This window comes from Cardinium endosymbiont of Dermatophagoides farinae (genome assembly GCF_007559345.1).
Classification (GTDB): Bacteria; Bacteroidota; Bacteroidia; order Cytophagales; family Amoebophilaceae; genus Cardinium.
The window spans coordinates 1,224,278-1,250,823 of the sequence record NZ_VMBH01000001.1; the positions used below are offsets into that span (position 1 = coordinate 1,224,278).

At 38.7% G+C, this 26,546-nt stretch carries 28 protein-coding genes and 2 pseudogenes; 22 read left to right on the forward strand and 8 right to left on the reverse strand.

The genetic code is table 11. From position 1 onward, the window contains the following. Positions 1–61: 61 nt before the first annotated feature. A complete protein-coding gene (locus FPG78_RS05720; RefSeq protein WP_223262022.1) occupies positions 62–445 on the forward strand; it encodes a recombinase family protein in 384 nt (127 codons plus the stop codon). A gap of 141 nt (positions 446–586) precedes the next feature. Here the strand turns inward: FPG78_RS05720 and FPG78_RS05725 are convergent. The 3 genes and pseudogenes from FPG78_RS05725 to FPG78_RS05735 all read right to left on the reverse strand — a co-directional run. After that, positions 587–1,569, reverse strand: a pseudogene (locus FPG78_RS05725) (IS4 family transposase); the annotation flags it as partial. 303 nt (positions 1,570–1,872) lie between these two features. After that, positions 1,873–3,054: an SUMF1/EgtB/PvdO family nonheme iron enzyme gene (locus tag FPG78_RS05730; protein WP_186292491.1), complete on the reverse strand. Its 1,182-nt coding sequence runs from the start codon at positions 3,052–3,054 to the stop codon at positions 1,873–1,875. 103 nt (positions 3,055–3,157) lie between these two features. Beyond that, complete coding sequence (locus tag FPG78_RS05735) at positions 3,158–3,739, reverse strand: hypothetical protein (RefSeq protein WP_144087020.1); 582 nt, start codon at positions 3,737–3,739, stop codon at positions 3,158–3,160. A gap of 379 nt (positions 3,740–4,118) precedes the next feature. On the opposite strand from FPG78_RS05735, the gene rpmH reads away from it, so the two are divergent. The 7 genes and pseudogenes from rpmH (at position 4,119) to fabG (ending at position 10,605) form a co-directional block, all read left to right on the forward strand. Then, positions 4,119–4,277: a 50S ribosomal protein L34 gene (rpmH, locus tag FPG78_RS05740; RefSeq protein WP_144087021.1), complete on the forward strand. Its 159-nt coding sequence runs from the start codon at positions 4,119–4,121 to the stop codon at positions 4,275–4,277. A 21-nt stretch (positions 4,278–4,298) separates the two neighbouring features. Further along, the gene (rnpA, locus tag FPG78_RS05745) at positions 4,299–4,703 is read left to right on the forward strand and encodes a ribonuclease P protein component (RefSeq protein WP_144087022.1); all 405 of its coding nucleotides are present in this window, start codon (positions 4,299–4,301) and stop codon (positions 4,701–4,703) included. A 154-nt stretch (positions 4,704–4,857) separates the two neighbouring features. Beyond that, positions 4,858–8,220: an HD domain-containing protein gene (locus tag FPG78_RS05750; RefSeq protein WP_144087023.1), complete on the forward strand. Its 3,363-nt coding sequence runs from the start codon at positions 4,858–4,860 to the stop codon at positions 8,218–8,220. Positions 8,221–8,447: 227 nt separating this feature from the next. After that, the gene (locus FPG78_RS05755) at positions 8,448–9,215 is read left to right on the forward strand and encodes an ankyrin repeat domain-containing protein (RefSeq protein ID WP_186292492.1); all 768 of its coding nucleotides are present in this window, start codon (positions 8,448–8,450) and stop codon (positions 9,213–9,215) included. An 11-nt stretch (positions 9,216–9,226) separates the two neighbouring features. Beyond that, positions 9,227–9,313 carry a hypothetical protein gene (locus FPG78_RS08480; protein ID WP_223262069.1) on the forward strand — a complete coding sequence of 29 codons (87 nt, stop codon included), beginning with the start codon at positions 9,227–9,229 and terminating at the stop codon, positions 9,311–9,313. Then, positions 9,301–9,429 (forward strand): annotated as a pseudogene (locus FPG78_RS08485) (hypothetical protein); the annotation flags it as partial. The gene FPG78_RS08480 and the pseudogene FPG78_RS08485, both read left to right, overlap by 13 nt. Positions 9,430–9,855: 426 nt before the next feature. Next, positions 9,856–10,605, forward strand: a complete 750-nt coding sequence (gene fabG, locus FPG78_RS05770; RefSeq protein WP_144087025.1) for a 3-oxoacyl-[acyl-carrier-protein] reductase — start codon at positions 9,856–9,858, stop codon at positions 10,603–10,605. Positions 10,606–10,682: 77 nt separating this feature from the next. Here fabG and fabD read toward each other — a convergent pair whose 3' ends face one another. Beyond that, positions 10,683–11,591, reverse strand: a complete 909-nt coding sequence (fabD, locus tag FPG78_RS05775) for an ACP S-malonyltransferase (protein WP_144087026.1) — start codon at positions 11,589–11,591, stop codon at positions 10,683–10,685. 473 nt (positions 11,592–12,064) lie between these two features. On the opposite strand from fabD, the gene FPG78_RS05780 reads away from it, so the two are divergent. From FPG78_RS05780 to FPG78_RS05845, 14 genes are all read left to right on the forward strand, one after another. Further along, on the forward strand, positions 12,065–12,697 hold the full coding sequence (locus FPG78_RS05780; protein ID WP_186292493.1) for an RNA polymerase sigma factor region1.1 domain-containing protein: 633 nt from the start codon (positions 12,065–12,067) through the stop codon (positions 12,695–12,697). A gap of 310 nt (positions 12,698–13,007) precedes the next feature. Further along, on the forward strand, positions 13,008–13,667 hold the full coding sequence (locus FPG78_RS05785) for an SPOR domain-containing protein (RefSeq protein WP_144087028.1): 660 nt from the start codon (positions 13,008–13,010) through the stop codon (positions 13,665–13,667). A 54-nt stretch (positions 13,668–13,721) separates the two neighbouring features. Further along, a complete protein-coding gene (locus tag FPG78_RS05790; RefSeq protein ID WP_144087029.1) occupies positions 13,722–14,333 on the forward strand; it encodes a MotA/TolQ/ExbB proton channel family protein in 612 nt (203 codons plus the stop codon). 37 nt (positions 14,334–14,370) lie between these two features. Then, the gene (locus tag FPG78_RS05795) at positions 14,371–14,769 is read left to right on the forward strand and encodes an ExbD/TolR family protein (RefSeq protein ID WP_144087030.1); all 399 of its coding nucleotides are present in this window, start codon (positions 14,371–14,373) and stop codon (positions 14,767–14,769) included. Beyond that, the gene (locus tag FPG78_RS05800) at positions 14,766–15,440 is read left to right on the forward strand and encodes a hypothetical protein (RefSeq protein ID WP_144087031.1); all 675 of its coding nucleotides are present in this window, start codon (positions 14,766–14,768) and stop codon (positions 15,438–15,440) included. The genes FPG78_RS05795 and FPG78_RS05800 overlap by 4 nt, the downstream gene beginning before the upstream one ends. Positions 15,441–15,723: 283 nt before the next feature. Further along, complete coding sequence (gene porK / locus FPG78_RS05805) at positions 15,724–16,671, forward strand: T9SS ring complex lipoprotein PorK/GldK (protein ID WP_223262023.1); 948 nt, start codon at positions 15,724–15,726, stop codon at positions 16,669–16,671. Positions 16,672–16,712: 41 nt separating this feature from the next. Then, positions 16,713–17,528, forward strand: coding sequence for a type IX secretion system motor protein PorL/GldL (gene porL, locus FPG78_RS05810; protein WP_144087033.1), 816 nt, complete (start codon positions 16,713–16,715; stop codon positions 17,526–17,528). 51 nt (positions 17,529–17,579) lie between these two features. Beyond that, complete coding sequence (gene porM, locus FPG78_RS05815; protein ID WP_144087034.1) at positions 17,580–18,668, forward strand: type IX secretion system motor protein PorM/GldM; 1,089 nt, start codon at positions 17,580–17,582, stop codon at positions 18,666–18,668. A 44-nt stretch (positions 18,669–18,712) separates the two neighbouring features. Further along, the gene (locus FPG78_RS05820; RefSeq protein ID WP_255431772.1) at positions 18,713–19,159 is read left to right on the forward strand and encodes a GldM family protein; all 447 of its coding nucleotides are present in this window, start codon (positions 18,713–18,715) and stop codon (positions 19,157–19,159) included. A gap of 13 nt (positions 19,160–19,172) precedes the next feature. Next, the gene (gene porN, locus FPG78_RS05825; RefSeq protein ID WP_144087036.1) at positions 19,173–19,961 is read left to right on the forward strand and encodes a type IX secretion system ring subunit PorN/GldN; all 789 of its coding nucleotides are present in this window, start codon (positions 19,173–19,175) and stop codon (positions 19,959–19,961) included. Between the two features lie 168 nt (positions 19,962–20,129). Next, the gene (locus FPG78_RS05830; protein ID WP_144087037.1) at positions 20,130–20,666 is read left to right on the forward strand and encodes a hypothetical protein; all 537 of its coding nucleotides are present in this window, start codon (positions 20,130–20,132) and stop codon (positions 20,664–20,666) included. Positions 20,667–21,112: 446 nt separating this feature from the next. After that, on the forward strand, positions 21,113–22,015 hold the full coding sequence (locus FPG78_RS07215) for a hypothetical protein (protein WP_186292496.1): 903 nt from the start codon (positions 21,113–21,115) through the stop codon (positions 22,013–22,015). Between the two features lie 195 nt (positions 22,016–22,210). Continuing rightward, on the forward strand, positions 22,211–22,588 hold the full coding sequence (locus FPG78_RS05840; RefSeq protein ID WP_144087039.1) for a hypothetical protein: 378 nt from the start codon (positions 22,211–22,213) through the stop codon (positions 22,586–22,588). 15 nt (positions 22,589–22,603) lie between these two features. Then, entirely contained in the window at positions 22,604–23,158 is a 555-nt protein-coding gene (locus FPG78_RS05845; RefSeq protein WP_144087040.1) for a hypothetical protein, read from the forward strand. On the opposite strand, the gene FPG78_RS05850 is transcribed toward FPG78_RS05845, so the two are convergent. From FPG78_RS05850 to FPG78_RS05860, 4 genes are all read right to left on the reverse strand, one after another. Beyond that, positions 23,133–23,846 (reverse strand): polyprenol monophosphomannose synthase, encoded by a 714-nt coding sequence (locus tag FPG78_RS05850; protein WP_144087041.1) that lies wholly within the window; start codon positions 23,844–23,846, stop codon positions 23,133–23,135. The genes FPG78_RS05845 and FPG78_RS05850 overlap by 26 nt on opposite strands. After that, on the reverse strand, positions 23,847–25,643 hold the full coding sequence (uvrC, locus tag FPG78_RS05855; RefSeq protein ID WP_144087042.1) for an excinuclease ABC subunit UvrC: 1,797 nt from the start codon (positions 25,641–25,643) through the stop codon (positions 23,847–23,849). It abuts the gene before it with no gap. A gap of 100 nt (positions 25,644–25,743) precedes the next feature. Next, positions 25,744–25,914: a hypothetical protein gene (locus FPG78_RS07220; RefSeq protein WP_186292497.1), complete on the reverse strand. Its 171-nt coding sequence runs from the start codon at positions 25,912–25,914 to the stop codon at positions 25,744–25,746. A 155-nt stretch (positions 25,915–26,069) separates the two neighbouring features. Continuing rightward, positions 26,070–26,486 (reverse strand): recombinase family protein, encoded by a 417-nt coding sequence (locus tag FPG78_RS05860; protein ID WP_223262024.1) that lies wholly within the window; start codon positions 26,484–26,486, stop codon positions 26,070–26,072. Positions 26,487–26,546: the final 60 nt, after the last annotated feature.

A 26,546-nucleotide genomic window follows, 5' to 3' on the forward strand; every position in this document is an offset into this window, starting at 1 on the left:
ACTTAGTAACAGTGACTGGCTAACACTCAAAAAGCAGATTGAACATATTGAACATCATGAATTGAGAATTGTAAGTCTGGATATCCCAACTTCATGGCAGGTTTTGTCTGACAAAGAACCATCACAAAATGATCCAATAACTCGTGCTGTGATTTCTGCCATCAATAATATGCTCATGGATCTAATGGCCGCAATGTCGTATAAGGATTGGTTGAGCCGTCAGCAACGGCAAAAACAGGGAATCGAAAGAGCACGTCAAGAGGGTAAATATCGTGGAAAACAGGCTGATCATGAGCGTCACCAGAAGGTAATATATTATCGAAGTGTTAAAAAACTAAGCATTCAAGATACCGCACAAGCTACCGGGTACAGCGCTTCGCAGGTATGTCGTATTCAGAAATTGTACTTTGTAAACAATGAAAAAAGCGATGCTAAGCACTTTTAATAAATTGCTGGAAAGTGGGAAAAGTAATGTCTGAAACATGTTGCTAATCAGGTAAATTTATACAATAACCTGGAAGAAAAAGAAGAACATCTTTAGTACAGAAAACAGCCTTAACGTACAATAATTTCCTATATCCAAGGAGACCCCTATACCAGAAAAGTTCTCTAGTTCTGCACCTACTTTGAGACGTTTATAGCACTCTTCTATATGCCATCTTAACCCATAAGCCTTCTTGAGGCTTTCTAATGTAAATTTTTCGCGGTCAAAAAGTGAGGTAGTCAATACCTCTACTGTGCTATTGGATAACATAAAGGATACCACTCTTACCTTTTGGCTGATCTTTTTATCTTTACTCTCTACGATACAATCAAAATCTGACTCTCCAGATTGAACACGTTCCCATAGCTTTTTATAATGGTGTCCTTGCACACGAAAAATAAAATCTGCTTTATAATCATTGTGTTCTTTCATAAACTTTGCAGAAGTGTACCCACGATCATAGATAAACAATAATTTATCTTGCTTTAAGGAACGCATTTGATCAACCACTTCAGGTAGTTGTGCTTCTGCCAATGTCTGCTCCCCTACATCCCAAGTTCCAAGTCGAGCATTACAAATCAGAGATGTACACAAATCCACAAATAGAGAAATCCTAGCTAAGGGCGGCATCGTTCCATTGGTCCCATTTGGTTTAAAACGTCCAAATTCAGATATGATTTCTCCGGAAGCAGGTAAGTGCATAGAAGAACCATCTACTGCAATAACCCTATGTTCTTTCCATGTTCCATAAGTAGGATCATTTTGGTAAGCTATTCGGATGCTGTCTTCCAATAATTCTTTAAAGCCAGTATGAGCAAATTTGTACCTTGCTTTAGAAAAAGCTTGCTTGAAGGGGGGATTTTCGATGTTAATGGTTCCATAAGTTCACACTCTATACCTAAACTTCTCTTAACCAGCTGTAAAATGGTACTAAATACTATTGGGAAACTAAGTTTCCTATTGCGTATAAAGGTATTTTTGCCTCTTGAATGTCTTTGCTGAAACACTTGTGCATAAACTTTATTTTTAACATTGGAAACGAAGTTTTTTCCTAAAAATTTTTCATAAAAAAACGCATTATACATTTTATTTTATAAAATAACAAAAAATAATTTATAAAAAAGAACTAAAAATGTAAATCCAAAATTATATGCTTTTATTTGATAATCAGTAAAATATAGAGATTAAGTTGACGCCATTGTCCGTTCACCACTGTGGCGAAGATTTGCTTTTCAGTCTGTCTCAGGCATGATTTTAGGATAAATTTTTAGCATAAACGCCTAATTTTTGTTCCAAATTTTAGTAAAAAGCTAGAAAAAACGCGTTTTTTGCCAGTGTGCTGAACGGACAATGGCCATAGTAGGAAAATGTTCCTGTAAAAAGGTCTATTATCGTCCTAAGCTAGAAACCACACATCGAAATCCAATTGTAGCCGTAGCACTATCTTTATTCAAATAGCGCCGGGTTCCTATTTGTAAAAAGTAGGCAGAATCTGCCCAAGAACAGCCTTTATATACTTTATCATGCGCATTAGTAAGGGAACCTTTATGGTGATCAGCCTGATCCGGAGATCCATCACGGATAACAGGGTTTAAGTCACCTGAGTCTTGTAGAGCAAGCGGGCTGTAGGTATCACTTACCCAACAACAAACATTACCCACCATATCATAGAGGCCTAGATCGTTTGGAGGGTAAGCATAAACGTAAGAAGTAGGTGCAGCATGGTCAGACTCACCAGCCATACCTTTGTAGTTGCCCTTGCCTCGCTTAAAGTTAGCTAAGAATTGACCATTTTTTCCTCTTGGGGAAGAACCATCCCATGGGTAAATCCGTTGATGGCGCTGTAAATAGTCTATATTAGCTGTGCCAATTATAGCGTGCGCAGCGTATTCCCATTCTGCTTCACTAGCTAAGCGAAATTCGGGGCACCTGCTTATTATTGCCTCTATATCTTCATTATTGATGGCAGTTGTTTGACCTTCTTCAGCATCAGGCTGAGGTGTTAACTTTGCTTTATATTTCTTAATCTCTTCCTCCTGAAACTTTTTGGTACGCCATTTACAATATTCCGTAGCTTGCTCCCAGCTCACACCAACAACCGGGTAATAGGCAAAACCGGGCGCATTTAGATAATTTTCTAAATATAGATTATTGTAGCTAAAGCCCTCTAGCAAAGCCTGTTGATTGGGCATAGCAGCCTTATATGCTTCAGTTAAACTATTCTTTTGCAAGTCATATAGATACTCCCTATAGTCTAAATTGGTAATAGGTGTTTGATCTATGTAAAAAGAAGTGATGGTAACAGGTTTCGTAGACCCCCCTCCTGTACCCAGCTTATCCTCCACTAAATTACCCATGGTCATATAACCTCCCTCCACATAAATCATACCCGGAATAGGTGGACCTTGCTTATGAGGGACGACAGGCAACGTATCTGGTTGATTAAAACGGCGCCCCGTTGTCAAACTTACCTTACCTGGTCGGGCGCTAGTAGGATGACTTTTCCCGTAAGCTGTAGCGTAAACCAAAACAAATAAAAAATATCCTAATCGGGAAATACGAAAAATCATAGCCATATCAATAGTTTTGCACAGGTTATAAAAAAATCATTTTAGGCGATCAAACACAATAAAGCGCACATAAAAATATACAAAAATCTACCTTTAAAAGTATTTAGTCTGGCACAGACTCATGGGGCTGCAACGTAGTGGCTACATACTCCTTCCTAGGGAGCATACAAGGACGAATCATAGCCGTTCTTATTTTTTGTACTAAAGTTAAATAGACAAAATAGGCCTCTAGCCTATCTAAGAAAAAACCAAGCTGTACAGTATAATGGGGCTGCCTATAATGGAGCTTAGATGTATGCCCAAGCCTACCAATCAAGTCTTGTTTCTTTAATGCTGCAGTTCTACTGCTACCCATATAGAGCTGTATAGTATACCCCTTTAAGCACTGCATATGCTCATAAGCTAGCTTGCGTTGCGCCAAACGTTGCGCTAAATTTTTGGTTTGATCTAATGGACAGACAAGCGACACGGAACTTTCTTTTTTTTTCGTTTTAAGTTCTTTGCAACATTTCATTCTGTTTCTGTATACAGTAAGATCTTCGTCATAGGTTCCTTTTTTTACTTGATTCAAGATTTTTTTCAAGCTAGGTGGAGGTGCCGCTTTTAACGCTATACATGCAGTCAGACTGACTAAAAAGGCCGATACGAGGCGACCTATTGTTATTTTACTTATATGGGAACACATTGCTCAAATTTAAAGATAAAATAGTGGAAAACCGAGCATACTTTAATTTAAAGTAAAGATATCACGCCAAACCAGACAGCGCACAACCTCACTACTTGCAGCCATCCTAAAATTAATAGACCTTCTGCAAAACCTATTGCTAAATGGCAATTTTGTGGTCTATGCTCCTCAAATACATTTAGTATTCTGGCGACTGCGCTTCTCCAAAAAACTGCTGATCACAAATAGGTTTTTCAGAAGGTCTAATAGCATTTAATCCCATTTCCTGAAGAAATAGCTAGAATAATTTGGATGCTACCGTAGATTTACATACCTTGCCAGGACAAATCTATAGAAGTTCTTGTTTATCTAAAATCTATAAAGGTCATTAAACTAACTTATGAAAAGAACATTTCAACCATCACTGAGAAAAAGAAGCAATAAACATGGTTTTAGGGAGCGTATGTCAACTGCTAATGGCCGTGCTGTATTGGCCAGAAGGCGCGCTAAAGGAAGAGTGAAATTAACCGTTTCTGATGAGCCTAGGCATAAGTGCTAGTCTTTCCTTCTGCTATTGGTTATGGGAAAAAGCAGCCTGCCCAAATGCAGTAGACTAACCAACCGCAAGCATATAAAAATGCTTTTTCAAGAAGGAGCTATTTTAAAGCTATATCCTTGTACCATCTTTTACCTCCAAAAAAAGAAAGAAGACTTTTTATGCAATAAAGTTCTTTTTTCTGTCTCTAAACGCCATTTCCCTTCTGCTGTCCAACGCAATAGAGTAAAGCGTTTGCTTAGGGAAGCCTATCGACTCAATAAATATATATTGGATCATGCGTTAGATACCGCCCGTTCTGAATTTGCCTTTTTAATAGGATATGTGTATACTGGAAAACAGGAAGAGATCCACTATCCTATTTTGAATAGGGCTGTTATTAGATCGTTGCAACATTTTAGCGTTTTGCTAGATGAAGAACTATCTTAATAGTTTTTCAGTAGTCTCTTTTGCTGTTTCGTATGGCTTTAATAATTGGTTTACAAATCCTTTTGTTTCTTGTCTAGACAATTTGACAGGTGGCTCTGGTGTAAAATTTTTATAGAAAGCACATTTTTTCAGCAATATAATTACAGGACCGGCAATGGGTTTAGACAGTATTATTTTTATTCTTTTTTTATTGATCCATCTATTTGTTGGCATTCGTGCTATTAAACATTCCACTATCCAACATACGCATTGCGCTACGCCCCATATTATAGCAGCTATCCTGGCCATAACCTATGGAGGGGAAGTACTCTGTAGTCCGCTTGATATGGATTGCTTATTACGTTTGGCAGGTAGTATGATCAGCTATTTTATAATAGGCAACCTGCTGGCACATCGTTTGCATCTTTTTTTAAATAATCGTTCAGTAGCAGAAATAATGGGGCGATGCTATGGCAATGCTATTCGAAAAATTGTAGCCATATGTGGCCTATTGCATAGCGCTTCGGTAGTTGCCATTCAATTTAAAATGCTTTCAATGGCGATATGTTGGTTTTTTGCTATTCAGCCACATTATAGTCTGCTTATGGCAGCGCTCTTTGTGATGTTTAGTGTTGGGTCAACTATCATACAACCACTGGTGCTGGTACGTGTAGTACGTTGTGCTTCCTTTGGAATATTCCTACCCATTGTCGCTTGGACTTTATGGAAATGTATGGTAAACCAATATAATGTTGATCAAGCCAATCTTGCTTTAGCCATTAAGGACTCTTGGAATAGCTTGATTCATGGTCGTCTTGGTCTACTGGACTATATTATATATTTTATTGTTTGCTCTATACCCGCTTTCTATCCTGCTCAGGTAGTTCCTATGCTCATTTCCGCAAATGCCACCCAAATCAAGCGTTCCTTTAATGGTGCTGGTTTCTTTGCATTAAGCATAAACTTGTTTTTGTTATGGGTTGCCGTGTTGGTACAGAACAATGCTGGCAAGTCGGTCCTATCAGCTATTCCCTTAACCATTTTTGATACCCATCTAGGGCTAAAAGGGATGTTGATGATAAGCGTTGCTGCCTTAACCATCTCTACAGCAGGTGCCAACTTGCATGCAGCTACTGGTTTAATAACCGATGACCTACCGGATCTATTCAAGTGGGTTAAAAAGCCCATTATCCATCTGGCTATAGTAGGTGTGATGGCAATGTTTCTTGCACGATACACTACATACCAAATGATATGGATGACCATTTTTTTGTTTAAAGCTGTTGTGAGCCTACCATTGCTATGCTCTTTAATGGGTGTTTCCCTACATGCATGTACAGTTTTAGTAGGGATGCTAGCAGGTGGTGTAACCACTATCTTGTGGTTTTGTTTTGCACCTAATCCAGGTCTCAATAGCTTGCTTCCAGCCATTGGAATGAATCTACTAAGTATTATTGTCATCCAGTTTTTCAAGGGCAAACGCACCCCAGACCAGCATCACTTAACCAATAGCTTGCCTCAAGACCCATTCCCTAAGCCTCCACTATTATGGAAGCAGTGGCCTAAATATATTACCTTTCATAGGATGAAGCAATTCAATTTTTTCGATTACCTTCAGAAACAATTACCTAAAGATAATTTATCCTATATACTTTTTAGTTTTTATATTCTGCTGACAGGTTATGGTTCTTTTTATACTTTTTCCGGCAATCCCATATGGCATGCTATATTAGAAGTGCTTATTCTATTTCCAAGTCTCTTGGTTGCCACATTTTTCTTAGTATATATTTTTTCCGCCCAATCATATGTTCGTAAAATTGTCTCAATAATGTGGCCATTGAGCCATATTTACTTTCTTTTCTTAGTAGGTACTGGCATGACCATACTTAGTAAGTTTGCCCATTTACATAATATTATTTTTATACTCAACCTCTTCTTATCTCTTTTTATTACCCCATTGAGTGTCATCTTGTTTGGATCTATACTCAGTATTATAGTAGTGTCGATCTTACTCCATTATATGGACAGTAATATCACATTAATCGATTGCTTTTTAGACCTGAACATAAATATTGCTTGCGTAATATTTATGCTATTCATTTTAGTTGGTGGCTTTTTGTACCATAACAACAGCTTAGGCAAGCTCTTATCCATCATACAGGTGTTAACCAGTGAAAAGGAAGAGCAAAATGCAAGGCAATTTTTTAATAAGCAACAAGTAGAAGCACTTGCTTATGAAAGCAGCTATATCATATGCCAATTGAACAATTGGCTCACTCGATTAGAGGAATCAGATCAGCGCTTGCTTGCTTATTCCGCCCAAGCCACTAGGTTGAATAAGTATTTTAACAGCGTTTTTCAACATTTAAAGCATAATCTCCATTTAGTCACCAATTGGATTAGCATGGATCAACTATTAGCCGAATGTTTCGATGCTATAAAAATTAGCAATATATACGATACGCCCTATGTAGTGATTAATACAAAACACCTTTATATGCAGTGTGCCATAGAAAGTATAAAAAATCTAATTATCAGCAGTTTATATTCCTGCAGTGCATACCAATCTCTACATAGCCATCAAAAAAAGGATATCTATATGTATATAGATGATACACAGTTGGGCTATCGGTTAACCCTTTTACAGGGTAAATTGCAAAAAATCAATGCGATCCGATTTGTGATTACAACTGCAATCAGGCTACCTATGATACGTCCAACCTATAAGGTCGCAGAGATGGCAGATATTCAGATTTTAGCTGACAGTGAAGAAAAAATAGACTTAGGAAACCAACATATTGTCCATGCACATTACGGTTACTATGAGCGGCATGCTTCTGAATCAGAAATCACTCATTTATATGTAATACCTGTAAACGTCAAAGAGATTACTAAGGCATTTGCGGCCCTTTCACCTGTTGTGCATACACAAAAAATGGCATTGGACCCAATAAGCATAAAGGAAGAAGCCGCATTTTTAGAACAAGTAAAAAAGAAAGCAGGGCTTGATGTTGCGCTGGTTATGGATGCATTACAGTTGATTAAAGTTTATTATACCACGCAAAGAAGAAAAACAGGAGAACTATTTTACTTACATCCCATGGCAGTGGCCTCTATTTTACTCACTATAACCCAAGATGCTAATGTTATTATTGCTGGCCTGGTCCATGATGTAGTACAAAATACCCCGCTGACAGAAGCAGGTTTAACTACCCTATTTGGTGCTGCTATTACACAGATTGTATCAGCTTCAGCGTGCTTAGAGAAAGAACTACCAGGCCAAACAGATGACTATACTGCCTATATCCAAGCTATAATGGGTGATACAAATCATGATGCGATACTGGTTAGGCTGGCAGATGTGTTACATAATGCAAGAACCATTTCTGGTCATACTATTGAAAAACAGATAGAAAAAGCAAGGTTAATCCAAAAATTTTACCTGCCATTGGCCATGCACATACAACTAGTCGATATAACCCATGAATTACAGTTACATAGTGAAAAAGTATTAAATATAGCCATGGGAAAAGAGTAGGGAAGCGTTATCGTTTTGTCACTTTATCCATCTATCCTGAATAGTATATAAAGTGAGGCTGTTAAACTTTTGTTTTTTTATTAAAAAAACATTAAAATCTGATTAAGAGTATCATCTCTGTATTAACTTTCAGAAATATCAGAAATATGGGTTTGACAAAAAGTATACAGCGCATCAAGTCCGTAAGTTTATCAATTCTTGTATGGACGAATATTTTACTAACTACTTTGAGTTGCATCAAGTTTCATACGTCATATGGCCTTGTAGAACCCGCTACTTCTGAAACAGAAAAACCCCTAAAGCTACAAAGCTTAAAGAGTTTGTCTTTAGCAGCTAATATGGGTACTATCATTACTAAAATTACTAAAGATAATCAAGACGTAGTGTTCCATGCGTTTTTCGAAAATAAAGATCTTCAAGAAAAGTGGAGTAAGTTGTGTAGTAGTGGACATTACCATCAGTGTATGGGAAATCTTGCTAGGCTCATTGAGGATAATAAACTTACATTAGGGATACTAGATGGTAACGGATATGCTCCTATACATTACGTAGCACAAAACCTTAACCTAAAAGATCCGCATGTTATAGATCTTTTTGAGAAGCTACTTGACTATAGCAAAGCTTATGTAAATTTATTCTCTGAGCCTAGAGATCTTGAGCCCGGTAATACTCCTTTACATCTAGCAGCAGGGTATAATAATAACCCAGTGATCACTACGTTATTGTTATTGATAAATAAGCGTACTGATGTAAATCAAGAAAATGAGGATTGTAATACTCCTTTACAGCTAGCAGCTATGCATAATCATAACCCAGAGATAATTAGTATACTAAGAGCTAAGAGTCCTAAGGTAAATCATAAAGACATTTACAGGAATAATCTTCTACATCTAGCAGCTAGGTGTAATGATAGTCCAACGGTCATTCAGGAATTAGCGGCTAGCGGTGTTGGTATAAATCAAAAAATCGTCAAAGATGGACTCCTTTACATGTAGCAGCATTTAATATTAATCTACCAGTGGTTAAAGAGTTATTAAATCTAGGTGCTAGAGTAAATAAAAAAATAAAGACGGGGATACCCCTTTATATCTAGCCGTATGCCCCGATATAAACAAAAAAATAGATGATAATAATCTGCCAATCGTTCAGTTATTAATAAATAAGGGTGTTAAAGTAAATAAAAAAATAAAGCTGGAAAGACTCCTTTAGATACAGTAAAAGCTAACTCACCGATAGCTCTGATGTTGCAACAGTACAAAGATAAAGGATTGAAAACGAAAAATCTCAAGAGGGATTAAACGACGAGCCAGGTTGCTCGAAAAAAAAGCAAAAATTTGATAAGGAATAGTAGTCAAAGTTTAATGTATCCGTTCTAAATGCATAAGCTTTATTTTTAATATCCTATACGCTACAGTAATCACTGATATTATTTTCTTAAATTGGCATCATTAGACCTTCTGCAAAACCTATTTGTGATCAGCAGTTTTTAGGAGAAGCGCAGTCGCCAGAATACTAAATGTATTTGAGGAGCATAGACAAGCTTCAACACCAAAATTGCCATTTAGCAATAGGTTTTGCAGAAGGTCTATTGTATGAACAGATAGATACGATTAAAGTCACTCGATAGCGTTTTTTATGATGCATTTAAAAGGAAAAAAAATATTCATTACAGGTGCTTCACGCGGCATTGGCAAGGCGATTGCACTTAAACTAGCAGCGGAAGGAGGCGATATTGCTTTTACCTATTGTGGGTCTGATTTGGAAGCAGTACAGGCTACAGAAGCGGCATTAAGCGCTTTTGGTGTACAGGTAAAAAGTTTTCATACAGATGCTGCTGATTTTCAGGCTACTGATAAGGCAGTAGCGGATATGGTAGCAGCGTTTGGTGGGTTAGATGTATTGATTAACAATGCCGGCATCACGAGAGACAACTTGCTGCTGCGCATGCCAGAAGCCGATTGGGATGCGGTGCTGAATGTCAATTTAAAGTCTGTTTTTAACACGGTGAAGGCATCGCTAAAAACCTTTCTTAAGCAGCGCAGTGGTTCTATTATCAATATAGCCTCTATTGTAGGCATTAGTGGCCATGCTGGACAAGCCAATTACGCTGCGTCCAAAGCTGGTATGATTGGTTTAACCAAATCCATTGCTTTAGAGCTAGGCAGTAGAAATATACGTGCCAATGTGATTGCACCTGGTTTTATAGCCACTGCTATGACCGATCAGCTTGAAGCATCATTACAGCAAGCATGGATGGAAAAGATTCCACTTAAGCGTGTCGGGTGCCCAGAAGATGTAGCAAACTGTGCACTCTTTTTAGCTTCTGATGCCTCAAGCTACATTACGGGGCAGGTGATTCAGATAGATGGTGGGTTGCTTACATAACATCATGAACCTCTTTCAAAACTCAATTTCTGATGGCAATTTTGGTGTCGAAGCTTGTCTATGCTCCTCCAATACATCTAGTATGCTGACGACTGTGTTTCTCCTAAAACTGAAAGAGGTTCAACTGATAAGGAAGGAGCGATCTTTCGCACTAGCCCTTGTAAAACCTTTCCTGGTCCACATTCAATACATGCTGTAATCCCATCTTCCACCATATGGTGAATCGTTTTGGTCCAGTAAATGGGTGCAACCAACTGCTGTAGTAAGTTTGCTTTAATGGTTTCTGGATCGGTAACAGGCAGCCCGGTAACATTTTGATAAATAGGACAAATCCCTTTAGAAAAGGGAATAGATGCGAACACCGCTGCAACACTTTCCTGCGCATCTGCCATCAGCGGAGAATGAAAGCCTCCTTCTACTTGTAACGGTATTACTTTGCGCGCGCCCGCTTCCATTAAAGCTTCTGTAGCCAACGCTACACCTGCTTGGCTGCCAGAGATAACCAATTGCCCTGGATAATTGTAATTAGCTGGTACGACTACCTCTTGCGTAATCTTTGCGCAAATCGCTTCCACCACCTCATCGCTTAAACCAAGTACAGCAGCCATTGTACCAGGACAAAGCTGACAAGCTTTTTGCATCGCTTTAGAGCGGACCGCTACCAAACGTAGCCCATCTTCAAATGAGAGCACCCTGCTGGCCACTAGGGCCGATATTTCGCCCAAAGAATGGCCCGCTACAGCTGCTGGATCAAAGGAATCACTCAAAAAAGCAGTAGCCACTGCATGCAAAAAAATAGCAGGCTGTGCCACCGTAGTCTCTTTTAAAGCTTCCTGCCCACCCTCTAACATCATGTAGGTCAAATCCATGCCTAAGATCCGATCAGCCGTTGCAAACATTTGATGCGCTCTGCTGCTGTGGTGATAGAGCGACTGGCCCATCCCTACATATTGGCTCCCTTGACCAGGAAATAAATAGCCCTTCATCCAATTTAAATTTTATGGTATGCCTATACAAGACCTTCTGCAAAACCTATTTCTAATGGCAATTTTGGTGTCGAAGCTTGTCTATGCTCCTCAAATACATCTAGTATTCTGCGGTGCTCGACTGCACTTCTCCTAAAAACTGCTGATCACAAATAGGTTTTGCAGAAGGTCTACAGACGCTTTCTAGCGTTGCAAAAGTATGGATTGGTTACATATTGTGTCCACACTATTCAAAAGTAAGAAAAAAAGACACTTGTAAAAAAGTTACGATGAAAAGTGCTTTATACTCGAATGTATCTTTTCTAATAAGTAGGATCTGATTTAATCACAGACGTTTAGCGTGATATTTATTTTTTTCCCTTATACTTGCGTTGGAAATAAATGGTTGGGGAGGTCTCCGTTCCATCACCCTTAGCTTAAGGCAAATAGCATCATCTAATATAATTAACCATTCAATACTGTTGTTCATAACTATGAAAAAACATAAATACTATGGAATATCTCTATGCGCTGGTTTATTAGGCTTCCATACCTTGACTTCCTGTGTAAATACAAGGAAAGAACTAGGCTGGTGGCCTTTGCCTTCTAACAAGACGCTAACAGCAGCAGCACTAGGATATCTGGCGATTAGTAGTCGTATTATGCCTAATCTGAATAATAATGATAATCCAATCATGTTCATAGATGGCAAATCCATGAAGTCCCTTGAGAAGAATGGGTATTCGCTAAGAAGTATGGAAGACGTGGTTAATCAAGGGCTAAACATAAATGCACAAAATGAGAATGGAAACACAATCCCACTTCTTTTACTAAAAAAAGTTATAGAAGAAGGTAAGAGTAGGGGGTTCCTTACTAGTGATAATAAGATGCAGATCAACGTGGTTCAATATTTCCTAAACCATGGAGCTGACCTGTATATAGAAAATGATCAAGGTGAAAATGTGATATCCCTTATAAACGAACTTACAAGCAAATTTTCTAATCTTGAGAAGTTTTTTGAAGACTCATTACAAAAAGCTAAGGTAAAGAATCCTTATGGGAAGTTTTTTGAACGCCTATCACCAAAAGCCAGGAAAAATAATGCGAAGTACAATACGCCAAAATAATAAGAAGAAACGTTCAAGAAACGTTCGATAAAAAATCCCTAATCAGCGGAAGTAAAAAGCAGTTTAGTGGAAACTACTATAAGGTGGTTTCTGTTTTTTCAGCTGTAAGCTGCGTTTTCAGCAACTTATATCCTTAGCCATTGATTTTTATTGCTTTTGATCAAGTAAAAATACACACCTCCTTTTGATCAAGCAAAAAAGTAAAATAACCATTCCTTGTTCCAGAAATTTATTATATTGCTATCGGTATTGCAACAGTAGTCTATTTTGTAAACTTTTTAATTCAGCTGTATTCAAAACCTTTTGAGTTATGTCTACCAATTTGACAGATAATAAATTTGGGTTGCCTAAACCAGACTTTCAGGCGCTGCCTAAAAAAAAAGGGCTATCGCCTATCCTGGTTATTATAGGTATAGTGCTGATGCTGATCGCAGCAAAAATGAGCTATAATTTCTATTTTAAAGCAGCAAAAAATAGCAGATCTTCTGCTGAAACAGTAAATAGTGGTCCCGTTGCCGACCAAGGGGCAAGCATAACTGCCCCATCATCTGCCCAAGCACCGCCTGAAATGGGGAGCAATACAAGTGGCACAATCCATCAATCTGGTCCTGGTTGTCAGACATTTAACCATAAAAAAAACAGCAAAGTAAAAAAAAGTATTAGCGCAACTCAAAAAGAGTTGGCAGTAAAACAAAACAAGCCATTGGTAAAGCCAGGGACCTATCAAGAATTAAAGGAACCACAGGGCATATACCATCTAGTAGTAGTCAGTTATTTAGACAAGCGCGCTGCTATGAAAGTAGTGGAGCAGCTTATGAAAAAAAAGTTAGGGGTCTACCTGATTCTACCTAGAAAAGGAGAAAAGTACTATCGCGTTACTATAGGACATAGTAAAACCCGATATGAAGCAGAGCGCAAACTTGAACATTTCAAATCAACATATAACCAGCTTTTTATTTTGAAATACTGATCCCCCTATATAGGGTGTAGCTTTAAATATACTAACTATATTATTTATAATTTTATGACTATATATACCACACTATTAGGCCTACTGTTAAAAGGCGGTTGGTTAATGTTTCCCCTTTTACTTCTATCTTTAATAAGTATTTACATAATAGTGGAGCGTTTATTCACCTATCGGAAGTATTTGAACTTTTCCAGTAGCTTCTTAGAGACAATAGAAGAAGCAATAGACAATGGAGATGCATCAAAAGTACAGCAGATCTGCATGGAACAAGATAATATTATACAAAAAGTAATTAGCAAAGGGATAGAGCAGCGGCAGGCTTCAAATATTACATTGGTTTTAGAAAATGAATCCAGTAGGGTAGTATCCTTTTTGGAAGAAAAGCTTTCTTTACTGGCTACGATTGCTGGAGCCGCACCTATGATTGGGTTTTTAGGTACTGTAACCGGTATGATTCAAACATTTATGGCCATTTCCCAAGAAAAGCATCAGCTCTCTTCTCAGGTTTTTTCAGGTGGAATCTACCAGGCTATGATTACAACCGTAGCAGGGTTGATTGTTGGTATTATAGCCTATTTAGGTTATAATTATTGTGTTGCTCAAGTTAATAAAGCTACAGTAAGGTTGAGCTATCTAGTCAACCTTTTTTTAACTAAGGTCAGGTAGTCATCGCAGCATACCATGCTGTTAAATAAGAAAAAGAATGAAAATCAGTACAAAAAATAAGATAGATGCCTCTTTTAGCATGGCCTCTATGACTGACATTATATTTTTACTATTGATTTTTTTACTGATTACAGCCAGTTATAGCCCCAAGGCCCTTCCTGTTGACTTGCCATTGAGTACAAATGAAAAAACTGAATCTGCCCAAGTTAATGTAACCGTTACTGCTCAGCCAGCTTATTATGTGGAAGGAAAACGAGTTGCCTTTAGCCAACTACAAAATGTGTTAGAAGGTTTACTAGTAAAAACATCTAGTAAAGTAGTTGTATTACATATGGATAAAAGACTTTCTATAGCCCATATGGTTAAAGTAGCTGATATAGCTAATGGATTAGGGGCTGCTGTTTCTATAGCAACCGAATTTGAAAAGAAACGATGAAAACTAGCTGGTTATTTTCCTCAAATGGAAAAGGAATGGCCATATCGATGGGGTTACATCTATTTGTTTTAGCGTTAGCCTGTTATATACAGCGGATTCCAACGCTAGGCGCTTCTAGTGGAGTAGCCTATAGCATTGCTATACAGCCGATCACTGCCCATACTGCAACCAAAGAGCAGTCTGCTGACCATAAACCTCAAGAACAAATGCCAGTAGCCCGTCCAATAACTACTCAAACTGATAAACCACTTAAAAATCAACTAAAAGGTAAACGCTTGCGTCCGCGACAACAGCACCAAAAGAAACTAGGGAAAGTACCACAGCAAATTAGACAACCTGAGCAACCCTCTAAAATAGATGAAAAAGGGTTATATAACAAAGGAAAAAATTGCACGAAACAAACAGGCGCTACCCTTGAGTTAAGGGGCTGGGAGTGGGATACCGTGCCTCATCCAAGTGATACTACAGAAGAGTTGGGTAAAATAGTTTTTGAGATTAAAGTAGATAAAAATGGTGAAATTATCTCTATTCAAACCATTGAGAAAACAGTTACCCCTATGGTAGAAAAGATCTATGCAGATGCGTTGCGTGTCCTTACCTTTACCAAGACAACCCAGACACCATCTAGTATTTCTACAGGTAGGGTTACCTTTGTGATAGTGGCAAAATAGCAATTTAATCGAATGGTTCTATTCTAATTTTTGTTGGGGCATGGTTTTTGCTTTATTCTCTATTACCATGTATGGCCGGGTGGCTGGGCAGGTGATGGATTTTAGTAATGCTATGTAAATTTTGTGAAAAATAAAAAAGGTTCATAGCTTTGTTTAGTTTATTGCTTAATAAAAGCACCTTTTTATGAAAAATATGCTTATGCTTTTAGCTTTTTATCAATGCTTTTTATTTAAACTTTTTAAGCGCAGCCTGCCCACGCTATTGGTACTTACTTATGCAATAATGAGCGGTTGTGGCACCATTCCTGATGACGAAGGAGAAATTGTAGGTCACAGCAATAAAGTAAGATTGACAAGCAAGCCCCCTTTGGGCATGGTCCTTATTCCGGCCGGTACATTTTTAATGGGTGGAGGGGTGAACCAAGGCATGGTGGCCAAAACCAATATCACACAAGTTACAACTGTAGCTCCATTCTATATGGATCAAGCACCCATTACCAATGCACAATACCGCGCATTCATAGCTATTGTCCAAGCTGATCCTGCAGCATATGGATTGGACGAAGCATATATCAACGAAAAGTTAATCCCTGACACAACCGTTTGGCGAAAAGATTTTCCTGATATGTTTATGGATGACTCATTTGGTAAAAGCTATTGGGAGAATCCTTGCTATGATAGTCATCCTGTATTGGGTATCAAGTTCGAAGCAGCGCAGCAGTTTGCACGCGTTCGTACCATTTACAGGAACAAGTATTTAGAAGCGAAGGGGAAACCTCCTCTTCCCCCATTTAGGCTTCCTACAGCTGCTGAAAGGGAATATGCTGCAAAAGGAGGCCGATCTTCTGGGCAGTATCCATGGGGTGGCCCTACTGTAAGAGACCAAAAGAATAGGCTATTGGCTAATTTTCAGGTTACAAAGGGGAATTATGCAGCATCTGGTTATGCCTATACTTCTCCCGTAAAGGCTTTCCCACCTAATGACTATGGCTTATACGATATGGCAGGTAATGTTTCAGAATGGTGTGAAGATGTATACACGCCTTTGCTTATCCATAAAAGTGCCACGATTAGTCCTTTGTATAAAGAACAAGAAGGCCTGTTTAGGGTCATTAAAGGAGGCTCTTGGAAAGACTATGCCTATATGCTACAAACAGGAGTTTCTGATTGTGAGCATAAAGATGTTGCACGTTCTTATATCGGCTTTAGGTGCGTGATGTCTGCCATATAACTGATTATATATTTATTGACTATTTAAATTTGCAAAATGTAATGAAAGATAAGCGCACAAATAACCCTTTTACCTATAAGTTTTATAATACCATAATGCCCTTTGTTTACAATATTGGTGCAGCCGTTGTCATTTTTGGGGCCATGTTTAAGCTATTAAATCTCCCTGGGGGCAACATCATGTTAGGGCTTGGCCTTTCTACGGAAGCATTCATTTTCCTTTTAAGTGCCTTTGAACCTAAGGAAGAAGCAGTAGATTGGTCACGGGTATATCCTGAACTAGCCCCTGATTATAAGGGTGGGCCTTTGGTAGGTGGTACTGCAAAGACCCCTCATACCATTGCCCAAAAGTTTGACCAATGCTTGGAAAAAGCCTCTATAGACATCTCTTTGTTAGAAAATTTAGCTGCTGTGATGCGCCGTTTTTCAGACAATATGGCTAATGTTCCTTCTTTTGCACAAGTTGGTGAGGTCACAGAAGCCTATATGAACCATGTAGGCAAGGCTACCCGGGTTATTGGAGACCTTGCTAAGGTAAACGATGCCGTTGGGAACGCACTTCAGTCTTTTGCAAGCTTATCTTCCGAGGATAAATTAACCCATTATTTTGGTCAAATGGAAGAAATGGCCCATACATTAACCTCAATGAATGGGCTCTATAAAAAAGCCTTGGCCCATATGGAAGCCCAAACGAACCATACCAGTACCCTCTATGACCATTTAGAAACTGCTTTAAAAGCAATGGAAGTAGCAGGTAACGAAGCGCTACACTTTAAAAAAGAACTAGCCTTACTAAATGAAAAAATGACCGCTTTAAATGAAATATATGCCAAGACTTTAACCGCTTTTAAAAGCTAAATGGTTCTATCATTCATGAAAAAAAAGCCACCAATAAATCTTTAAAATAGTATGGCTACATCAAAATTAAGTCCTAGACAAAAGATGATAGGCGTCATCTATCTAGTCCTGACTGCCATGTTAGCCCTTCAGGTCAGCTCTAGTGTATTAGATAAGTTCATGGTGCTGAGTGGTAGTATTGATAAGAGTAGAGAGCTACAATTCAGCCAAAATGAGCGTGCCATTCAGGCATTAAAAAATGGGGTCAAAGATATGGGTAATCGTCCAGCAGATATCAAAATATTAGAACAACTATTGGCTATGCATCAGGACACAGTAGCAATAGTGCATTATATCGATGGATTGAAAAAGCAATTAATAGATTTGGAAGGCGGTTTAGATCGTTTAACCAAACTACCCAAAGGGCTGAAAAGTGACACCATGGTAGCCCGTTTGATGATCAATAAAGGAGAAGGTAATGTATTGAAAAACAAGTTAAATAAATATATCGCACAACTTTCCAAATTGGTTCATAAGCCTTATGCACCCATTGCCTTGGATGCAAAAGAGCATGAATTTTTTAGTTATGATCCGAATCAAGCTAAAAAAGATTTTGTTACATTAAACTTTGACCATACACCCCTTGGTGCTGCATTGGCTACATTGAGTCAGTTCGCATCTGAGGTGGTCACTACAGAAGCAGATGCCATCCTTACATTGGGGAACGTTATGGGCGCCTCTGATGTTAAGTTTGACACACTTAAATTGTTGGCCAATACCAAATCTTATATTGTTGCAGCTGGAAGCAAATATGAAGCGGATCTAATTTTAGCGGCCTCTTCTTCTGGCGTTTCCCCAGAGATGTTTATCAATAACCAACCTATTGTAGTAAAAGATGGCGTAGGAAAAATCTCCTTTACAGCCGCGCCTGGCAGCTATGATAGTCATGGATTGGCTAAAAAAAGCTTTAAGGCTGCTGTCAAATTGAAACTACCTGGCGGCAAGGAATCTATTATTACAGATGATATCGCTTATCTGGTTGCAAAGCCTGTGATTCAAGTAAAGGCTGCGACTGTACAGTCACTCTATCGCAATTGTGGCAACGAGTTGGACATTCAAGTTCCTTCGCTTGGTGTGGCCTATAACCCCGTTTTAAAGTAGTAGGTGGTGCTGTTATACCTGGGTCTAAAAAAGGCGTTATCACCGTGATTCCTAAGGATAAAGAAGTTAAGTTGAAAGTATATAATGGCGACCACTTAATCGGTATAGAATCTTTTATGGTACAAGACATTCCCATTCCACAAATTGCCATTACCACTAGAAATAAGCCTATTGATATGAAATTAGGCGTAGCCGCACCTGGCCCTAGGGTACTTGAAGTGCAAGTAATCCCCAACAAGTATTTTCAAGATTTTCTACCCAAAGATGCTAGGTATCGGGTAGTAGAATGGGTAATTACGTTGGCACGCGGTAGTCGTCCTGTGCATACATTAACTGCAAATCAAAGCGTTGTAGATTTGCATAGCATAGCCTCCCTTGCCAAACCCGGTGATCGTTTGGTTATTGAGGTAAAGAAAATAGAAAGAAAAAACTTTAAAAATGAAATTGAAACCATTATAGATAGATCATGTTTTAATGTTTTACTTAATTAATTGAACCATCTTTATGTCTTTAAACAAGCCTTTTTTTATCCTATTGATTGGGCTAAGTAGTGCCACGCCATCTTTTGGGCGCACAGATCATTTATCAGAAAGTTATAGTCCCCATGCCACTCGGCCTATAGCTAGGGCCTATATTTTATACGCCAAAAAAGTTTGGCGGGATATTTATTTAAATGAAAAAAAAAATGGCCCTTGCTTTATGCGTGGCAAAGAAATTTCCAAAGTCATTGTGGATGGAGTAAAAAATGGACTACTTGTACCTTATACCGATGACACGCTAACCGAAATCATGCCTCAGCCACAATTCTTGAAAAATTTACAAATTCCAGGAGAAGATCCATCTTCATCAACCCTGATTCATGAATTTTTTCCAAAAGAGATTTCTATATTAAGGCTGGCAGAGCATGTGATCTTTAATAAAGTTACCGCTAGACAAGAGTATGATATTGAATCTATTCAGTTAATTGTTCCAGGTAGAAACAATCCACCTACCTATTTAGATCATACCATAGCTACTTTCAAATATAAAGATCTAATAGATTACTTTAATAAATTACCTTTTGAATCAATTTGTTGGTATAACACTGCTAATGCTGCAGAAAGCTTAACCTGGATAGATGCTTTTGCACTTAGATTATTTGGCAGCAGGATTATAAAAGTCGGCAATGTAGATGATGCTACTGTAGATGAGTTGTATGAAAAAAAGCCTGGTGATCCCGGTGGGCTTATGGCTTCTCAAAGGTTAGCAATAGAAATTGATGTAGATATAGAAGGTGATTTTTCTGAACATTAGGCAAAACCCATTGACCATAAGCCAGCAATCAGATCAATCATTCTCCAGGAATGGTAATATAGGAAGGTGAAAGATACAAACAGCAAAATTTCTATATAGATGAACAAGATGACTATACAGCTAAAAATAAAACGATTTTTTACACTTTTGTTTGCATATATTGCTTGTATGTCTGTTTGGGCGTCGCCTATCCAAGCCGCTGCTCCTTTAGGGTCTTATGATACACCCCTTACTGTAGCAGCTATAGCATTAAACCTACCTTATCCCGTGCACCTCTTGTGCAGCAAAAATGAAAGCCTATATGATCGGTTATCTTATAGAGGGAAGTACCAAGAAGCGCTATTGAATCATTCGTTGAATGTGGTCAGTTTTACTGCCTTAAGCAGTGAACTACCTGCCAAACATCTCTTTTTAACAGGGGCTATTTTATTCGGTATACAAACCTCTACCCACTTTTTTTGTAAATCTTATGGTGTTTCTTTGATATGGTCTGGCCTAACAGGCATGCTTTTCCATAGATTATGCATCCAAAAGCAATTTAAATGGCATTTGCTTTTAGCACTATTGCTCAATAGTGCTACATTAGTCTATTATGGTTATAATTCATCAGCGCAAACTACCATTGCCCATTTAAGCGGTGTTGTAGCTGGTTTTGGCTTGTCTTTTTTACTGCCTTATAAAAAATCTTCCCCTTCGGTAAAGTAACCAGCATCATAGTGTCCAGCTGAAGATTTCATTCCTTAGAAAGTCCTTCTAACTAAATAAAGAAATAGGCCCACTAATCGTTGTTGACTTGCATCTTTAAATTATATTAACTATGCTTTACTATAGTATAATATGCAACATAACACTTCAGGCCAAGTATATGTATATATAAATAATTATAGAGGATAGCGTTTATGGGTTAAGTGTTAGGCTAAAGGGTTTTATAAGCCAGCGTTGCTGTTGGTTTGCGTTATGTATATCAAATGGGAAAGCTATGATGACGAAGCAATTCTTTTTATGCGCTCTACTAGGCTTGATTGGATGTAATCATCTAGCGCAGCACAATATGTTGCCTCGTAGTAGGCCCCGCGTTATCTCCTGATGCTCAGGCTCAGGTTTCTGATCCTGATTCGTTTGATTATGATCCTTATCCTTCAGCATTGCTATTGAGTTATTGTGTTGCTTCTGCTAAGGAGCTTAATCGTCATGAGCATATATTTGAGCTGCCTGTTCCTGCTGCTGCGTGTGTGATGACGGTTATTCGTGCTGGTAGGGGTGTGAGGATGGTTGTTCGTGCTGTTGAGGATGCAGCTGATAACGCTATGCTTAGTCTTGACAGTCTTGTTAAGGCGGTTGCTTATGTCCTTGACCCTAACCCTAATAATATTAATTTACATACTGTTATAGATATTAATGATCGTGCTGCTAGGCTTGGCCTTACCCTGACGCCTGAGTTTAGGAATCTCTGTTCTGTACTTTGTACTGCTAGCGCTTGGACGCCTGGGACGGTTGCTAAGCTTAGTATTGCTTATACCATTTGTGCTTTTTGTAGTGCTTATAATGCTTATAGTGCTTATTATGTCTATGCTACGCTTATGAACACTAGGCGTACTGCTTCTGATCGTGTTTATGCTGCTGTTAATAAGGCGTTTATTGCTGCTACTGCTGCTCTTATTGCTACGCATCTTACTGCTATTTTTATTAATGAAAGGCGTACTGGTGTTACTGATGTGCTTGCTAACACCAAGTCTCTTCATGCGCTTATGAGGCTTGCTGCTCGGGCTGGTGTTAAGCTTACGCCTGCTATTATTAATACTATTATTTTTATTGCTTATGCTGCTGCTGATCGTACCATTCGTGCTGCCTCTGCTACTACTACCCTTCCTGTTGCTGATCCACTTGATATGATGCAAATTCGTACTGTTCTTGCTACTATTGCTGCGACTTTTCCTAACATTGATACTGCTACTGGGCTTGATCATGATCTTGGTGTCTTTCCTACTGATAAGCTCGATCTTCCTCTTGCTAAAGTTGGCCTTGCTGCTCATGTTGCTAGGGTCTCCCCTTAAATCACACGCTCTTAATATATAAACTTAACTTGCATTTTTAAATTAAATTTCATAACATGAAGTCAATGGTTATATGCTTAATATGGTATGGCTTATGTTGAAGCGTTATCTAAAGCCTTTATAAGTGATTATTTGTATGCGGTTCTTTTTATTTATATCTAAAATAAGGTAAGCTATGCACATGAAGCATTTTTTTTGTCCGTTTTGCTAATGTTAGCTGGATGTAATCATCTGGTTCAGCGTGGTATTACTAGTTCCGGATTAGCCCCTCATCCTGATCCTCAGGCTACGACTGCTCAGATAAGTAGTCCTGATCTTGCTTTTACTACGTATCTTATGAATGCTTTGGCTGCGCTTGCTGCTGACCCTCATACTGCCTATCTTGCTACTACTAGTGCCATTCGTGTTGCTATTGATGCCCATCTTACTAAGTATAAGGTTTATCTTGCTAGGCTTGTTGCTTGTCTTGCTGCTGTTTTTTTGCTGAAGATTATGTGCTGTTACGTGCTATGCGGAATACTGCTCGTGCCGATGCTTATGCTGTTGATGTTGTTGCTGATCCTGAATTTGTAGCGCACAATGCATCTAATGATGTGCTCACTGCTGCTTCCGCTGATGATATTGATGATTGATGATCCTGTGGTTTATGCTGCGCGTGCTGTTGATGATGCGTATGCTGCTGCTAAGCTTGCTATTGATGCTACTGATGCGCCTGATCTACTTCTTGCGCTTCTTGTTGCTACTGCTGCTAATGCTGCTAATGATCGTATTAAAGCTGTTATTTTGCTTGATAAAGCGAATCTTAAGCGTATTCACGCTGCTGCTACGCACGCTAACCTTGTGGCTGCTTCTGCCAATGTGCTCAATGCCCATAATAAGGTTGTTGCTGAAGCTGTTGCTAACCTTGCCAAGGAGCTCCATGATGCTGCTAAGGGCGATGCTAAGTTTGCTAGAAATCTTGCTGATGCTTGTGCTAAGCATGCTTATAATAGTAACGTTGCTGCGCTGTTTGTGCTTCGTGATGCGCTTGCTCGCGTTCCTAATGATATGGATCACCTTACGCTGCCTGTTTGTGTTGCTAGAACTGTGCTTGATGTGCATTCTATTAGGGCGTTTCTCAGCTCCGCCATTTCATCTGAATAAGCCGAAAAATGCTTTCTGCTGCCATCGTTAAACCCATTTTAGAGCTACCCCGTACTCTGTTTATAAAGGTAATCGGTAATTCTACTATCTTAGCGCCATATTCATAAGCTAGAAACTTTATTTCTATTTGAAAGCTATAGCCTACAGAGCTTATATTCAAGATATGTTGCAGTATGGTCCGGCGGTAGCAAACAAATCCAGCGGTAGTATCTTGAATAGGCATACCTGTAATAGATCGTGCAAGCCAATTGGCTATGCGCGATAGTAGAATCCTAGGAAGCGGCCAATTGACCACACGTCCACCTGTAATGTAACGGGAGCCAATGACCATATCGATTGTAGGCCCCGCACACATGGCTAAAAGTCGAGGCAAATCAGTAGGTGCATGCGAAAAATCAGCATCCATGCTGCAAATATAATCGTAATGATACGCCAATGCCCAACTAAATCCTGCTAAATAGGCTCGACCCAATCCCTCCTTTTTCAGCCGATTTAAAAGATGTAATTGACCAGGGTAGTATGGTTGTAGCCTGATAACGATATCAGCTGTACCATCTGGGGAGTGGTCATCTACTACCAGTACATGTAACCCTATGTTTAATCCCAAAATAGCTGTTAACAACAGCTCAATATTTTCTTGTTCATTATAAGTAGGTATAACCACTATAGCACGAAGAGGGGTTGACATTTATTTTGATCTATTTTGGGTTAAAAAATAATCATGTAATCGCTTTGCTTTTGATGGACCAATGATTGCAGCTAGTGCTGCTAAAGAACTAGCTTGAATCGTTTTAAAACTACCAAGGTGCCCTACCAATTTGTCTAATGTTTTGGGGCCAATACCTGGAATAGCTGGATATTGGAATATGCTTTTGCTGCGTTGCTTTCTGTGAAAGGTAATTGCAAAACGATGGGCTTCATTTCTCAACTGTTGGAGTAGCTTCAAAGAAGAAGATTGCTTATTCAAATACAAAGGAAAAGGATCATTTGGAAAGTAGAGCTCCTCTAGTCGTTTGGCTATACTGATAATGGCTACCTTGCCATAGATGCCTGATTCTTGTAGCGCCCTTAGGGCAGCATTGAGTTGGCCTTTTCCACCATCTATTACAATTAAATGAGGTAATCCTTCTTCTGATTTTGAGCCATAACGCCGCTTTATGATTTCATACATAGAGGCACAGTCATTGGCGCCTACTACCGTTTTAATATGATAGTGGCGGTAGTCTTTTTTAGAGGGCCTGCCATCCTTAAAGCAAACCATAGCAGCTACTGGATGGTCTCCTTGAATATTGGAATTATCAAAACATTCTATCCAATAAGGCACATCTTTTAACTTTAAATCATGTTGTAACGTTACAAGCGTTAAATTAGGTTGCGCTTGAAAATTAGATCTTTGATGTAAAAAGTCTTTTTTGCACAATAAAGCATTTTGTAGCGCCAATGCTACCAATTTCCGTTTGTCTCCAATTTTAGGCATGGTGATGGAAAAGGGGCCTATCGTTAGGTTCAGCGGCAGGTTAACCAACACTTCTGGCGCATTGCTACCGCTGCAAGAACGAAGCGCACAGACTACTAAAGGTACCAAATCAGCCACTTCTTCTTCCAACTTTTTGGTGAGCACACGGTGTTGGGTAAAAGAGATCGCACCCTGCTTAATATGCAAATAGCCTACAAAGGCATGGTTTTGATCTGAAATGATAGCTACTACATCTAAATCGCCCACCAGTGGGTTGATTACTACAGATTTCGCTTGGTATTGATCCAATACCATTAGTTTTTCCTTAAAGCGCTGCGCTTGTTTGTAGTCAAGTAGTTGCGCAGCTGTCAGCATTTGTTCCTTTAACTCCTTTTTTACAGCGGAAAAATTATTCTTAAGCAAAGCCTCTATCCGATCTATCTCTTTTTGATAATCGGTTGCATCTTGAAAAGCCTGGCAAGGGCCTTTACAATGGCCCAAATGGTAATCCAAACAAACCTTAAACCGATTTTTGGTAATGTTTGCTTCCGAAAGGTTATAGTTGCAGGTACGGAAAGTAAATAATTTTTTGATTACCTCTAAGGTTTGTTTAATAGCGTAGGAGCTGGTAAAGGGGCCATAATATTTTCCCAAAGGTGGCACTGTTTTACGGGTAATAATGACCTTAGGGAATCGATCACTTGTAATACATAAATAAGGATAGGTTTTTCCATCCTTAAGTAAAATATTATAGCGTGGTTGCAACGATTTGATCAGGTTATTTTCTAAAAGCAGGGCTTCATACTCGGAGTTTAAAGCAGTATAGGCAATAGAGGCAATCTGCGTAATCATACGTGCTGTTTTTAGGTTATGTACCTTACCAGTAGCAAAATAATCGCTTACCCTTTTTTTTATATTCTTGGCCTTACCTACATAAATAACCTCCTCTTTTTGGTTGTAGAAGAGATAAATGCCTGGCAATGTAGGCAAGTGGTGTATAGCATTTGGGGTATAACGTGGCGTTTCCATACGCTAAAACTACAAAATCCATAAGGATTTTATGTCGTACTGTGTGTTTGATCAAAAAGTATGCTCAGCTGAAGAATTTGAACCTCAGCATCTATACGGATCAAACTTCCATTCCTTTCGATCCTACTTCTTTAAAGTACCCCGTAGCACTAACTGTAAAATTTTTACGCGGCATTATATTAAATTCATTTTTATCATCTTTTTGATGTACTTCAATAGCTGCTTCTGTAATATTGAGCTTTACAGCATCGCATGTTAGGCCTATAAGCACCTTTTTACGGCATGTTCCATATTGAATGCTATAATCTCTTTAGGGGTCTCCTTGGATATAGGAAATTATTGTACGTTAAGGCTGTTTTCTGTACTAAAGATGTTCTTCTTTTCCTTCCAGGTTATTGTATAAATTTATCTGATTATCAACATGTTTCAGACATTACTTTTCCCACTTTCCAGCAATTTATTAAAAGTGCTTAGCATCGTTTTTTCATTGTTTACAAAGTACAATTTCTGAATACGACATACCTGCGAAGCGCTGTACCCGGTAGCTTGTGCGGTATCTTGAATGCTTAGTTTTTTAACACTTCGATAATATATTACCTTCTGGTGACGCTCATGATCAGCCTGTTTTCCACGATATTTACCCTCTTGACGTGCTCTTTCGATTCCCTGTTTTTGCCATTGCTGACGGCTCAACCAATCCTTATACGACATTGCGGCCATTAGATCCATGAGCATATTATTGATGGCAGAAATCACAGCACGAGTTATTGGATCATTTTGTGATGGTTCTTTGTCAGACAAAACCTGCCATGAAGTTGGGATATCCAGACTTACAATTCTCAATTCATGATGTTCAATATGTTCAATCTGCTTTTTGAGTGTTAGCCAGTCACTGTTACTAAG

What these genes read in the sequence shown, in the direction of transcription:
- FPG78_RS05730 (WP_186292491.1), bottom strand. Translation starts at nt 3,054, where the DNA reads ATGATTTTTCGTATTTCCCGATTAGGATATTTTTTATTTGTTTTGGTT.
- FPG78_RS05735 (WP_144087020.1), bottom strand. Translation starts at nt 3,739, where the DNA reads ATGTGTTCCCATATAAGTAAAATAACAATAGGTCGCCTCGTATCGGCC.
- rpmH (WP_144087021.1), top strand. Translation starts at nt 4,119, where the DNA reads ATGAAAAGAACATTTCAACCATCACTGAGAAAAAGAAGCAATAAACAT.
- rnpA (WP_144087022.1), top strand. Translation starts at nt 4,299, where the DNA reads ATGGGAAAAAGCAGCCTGCCCAAATGCAGTAGACTAACCAACCGCAAG.
- FPG78_RS05750 (WP_144087023.1), top strand. Translation starts at nt 4,858, where the DNA reads ATGGGTTTAGACAGTATTATTTTTATTCTTTTTTTATTGATCCATCTA.
- fabG (WP_144087025.1), top strand. Translation starts at nt 9,856, where the DNA reads ATGATGCATTTAAAAGGAAAAAAAATATTCATTACAGGTGCTTCACGC.
- fabD (WP_144087026.1), bottom strand. Translation starts at nt 11,591, where the DNA reads ATGAAGGGCTATTTATTTCCTGGTCAAGGGAGCCAATATGTAGGGATG.
- FPG78_RS05780 (WP_186292493.1), top strand. Translation starts at nt 12,065, where the DNA reads ATGAAAAAACATAAATACTATGGAATATCTCTATGCGCTGGTTTATTA.
- FPG78_RS05785 (WP_144087028.1), top strand. Translation starts at nt 13,008, where the DNA reads ATGTCTACCAATTTGACAGATAATAAATTTGGGTTGCCTAAACCAGAC.
- FPG78_RS05790 (WP_144087029.1), top strand. Translation starts at nt 13,722, where the DNA reads ATGACTATATATACCACACTATTAGGCCTACTGTTAAAAGGCGGTTGG.
- FPG78_RS05795 (WP_144087030.1), top strand. Translation starts at nt 14,371, where the DNA reads ATGAAAATCAGTACAAAAAATAAGATAGATGCCTCTTTTAGCATGGCC.
- FPG78_RS05800 (WP_144087031.1), top strand. Translation starts at nt 14,766, where the DNA reads ATGAAAACTAGCTGGTTATTTTCCTCAAATGGAAAAGGAATGGCCATA.
- porK (WP_223262023.1), top strand. Translation starts at nt 15,724, where the DNA reads ATGAGCGGTTGTGGCACCATTCCTGATGACGAAGGAGAAATTGTAGGT.
- porL (WP_144087033.1), top strand. Translation starts at nt 16,713, where the DNA reads ATGAAAGATAAGCGCACAAATAACCCTTTTACCTATAAGTTTTATAAT.
- porM (WP_144087034.1), top strand. Translation starts at nt 17,580, where the DNA reads ATGGCTACATCAAAATTAAGTCCTAGACAAAAGATGATAGGCGTCATC.
- porN (WP_144087036.1), top strand. Translation starts at nt 19,173, where the DNA reads ATGTCTTTAAACAAGCCTTTTTTTATCCTATTGATTGGGCTAAGTAGT.
- FPG78_RS05830 (WP_144087037.1), top strand. Translation starts at nt 20,130, where the DNA reads ATGTCTGTTTGGGCGTCGCCTATCCAAGCCGCTGCTCCTTTAGGGTCT.
- FPG78_RS05845 (WP_144087040.1), top strand. Translation starts at nt 22,604, where the DNA reads ATGATGTGCTCACTGCTGCTTCCGCTGATGATATTGATGATTGATGAT.
- FPG78_RS05850 (WP_144087041.1), bottom strand. Translation starts at nt 23,846, where the DNA reads ATGTCAACCCCTCTTCGTGCTATAGTGGTTATACCTACTTATAATGAA.
- uvrC (WP_144087042.1), bottom strand. Translation starts at nt 25,643, where the DNA reads ATGGAAACGCCACGTTATACCCCAAATGCTATACACCACTTGCCTACA.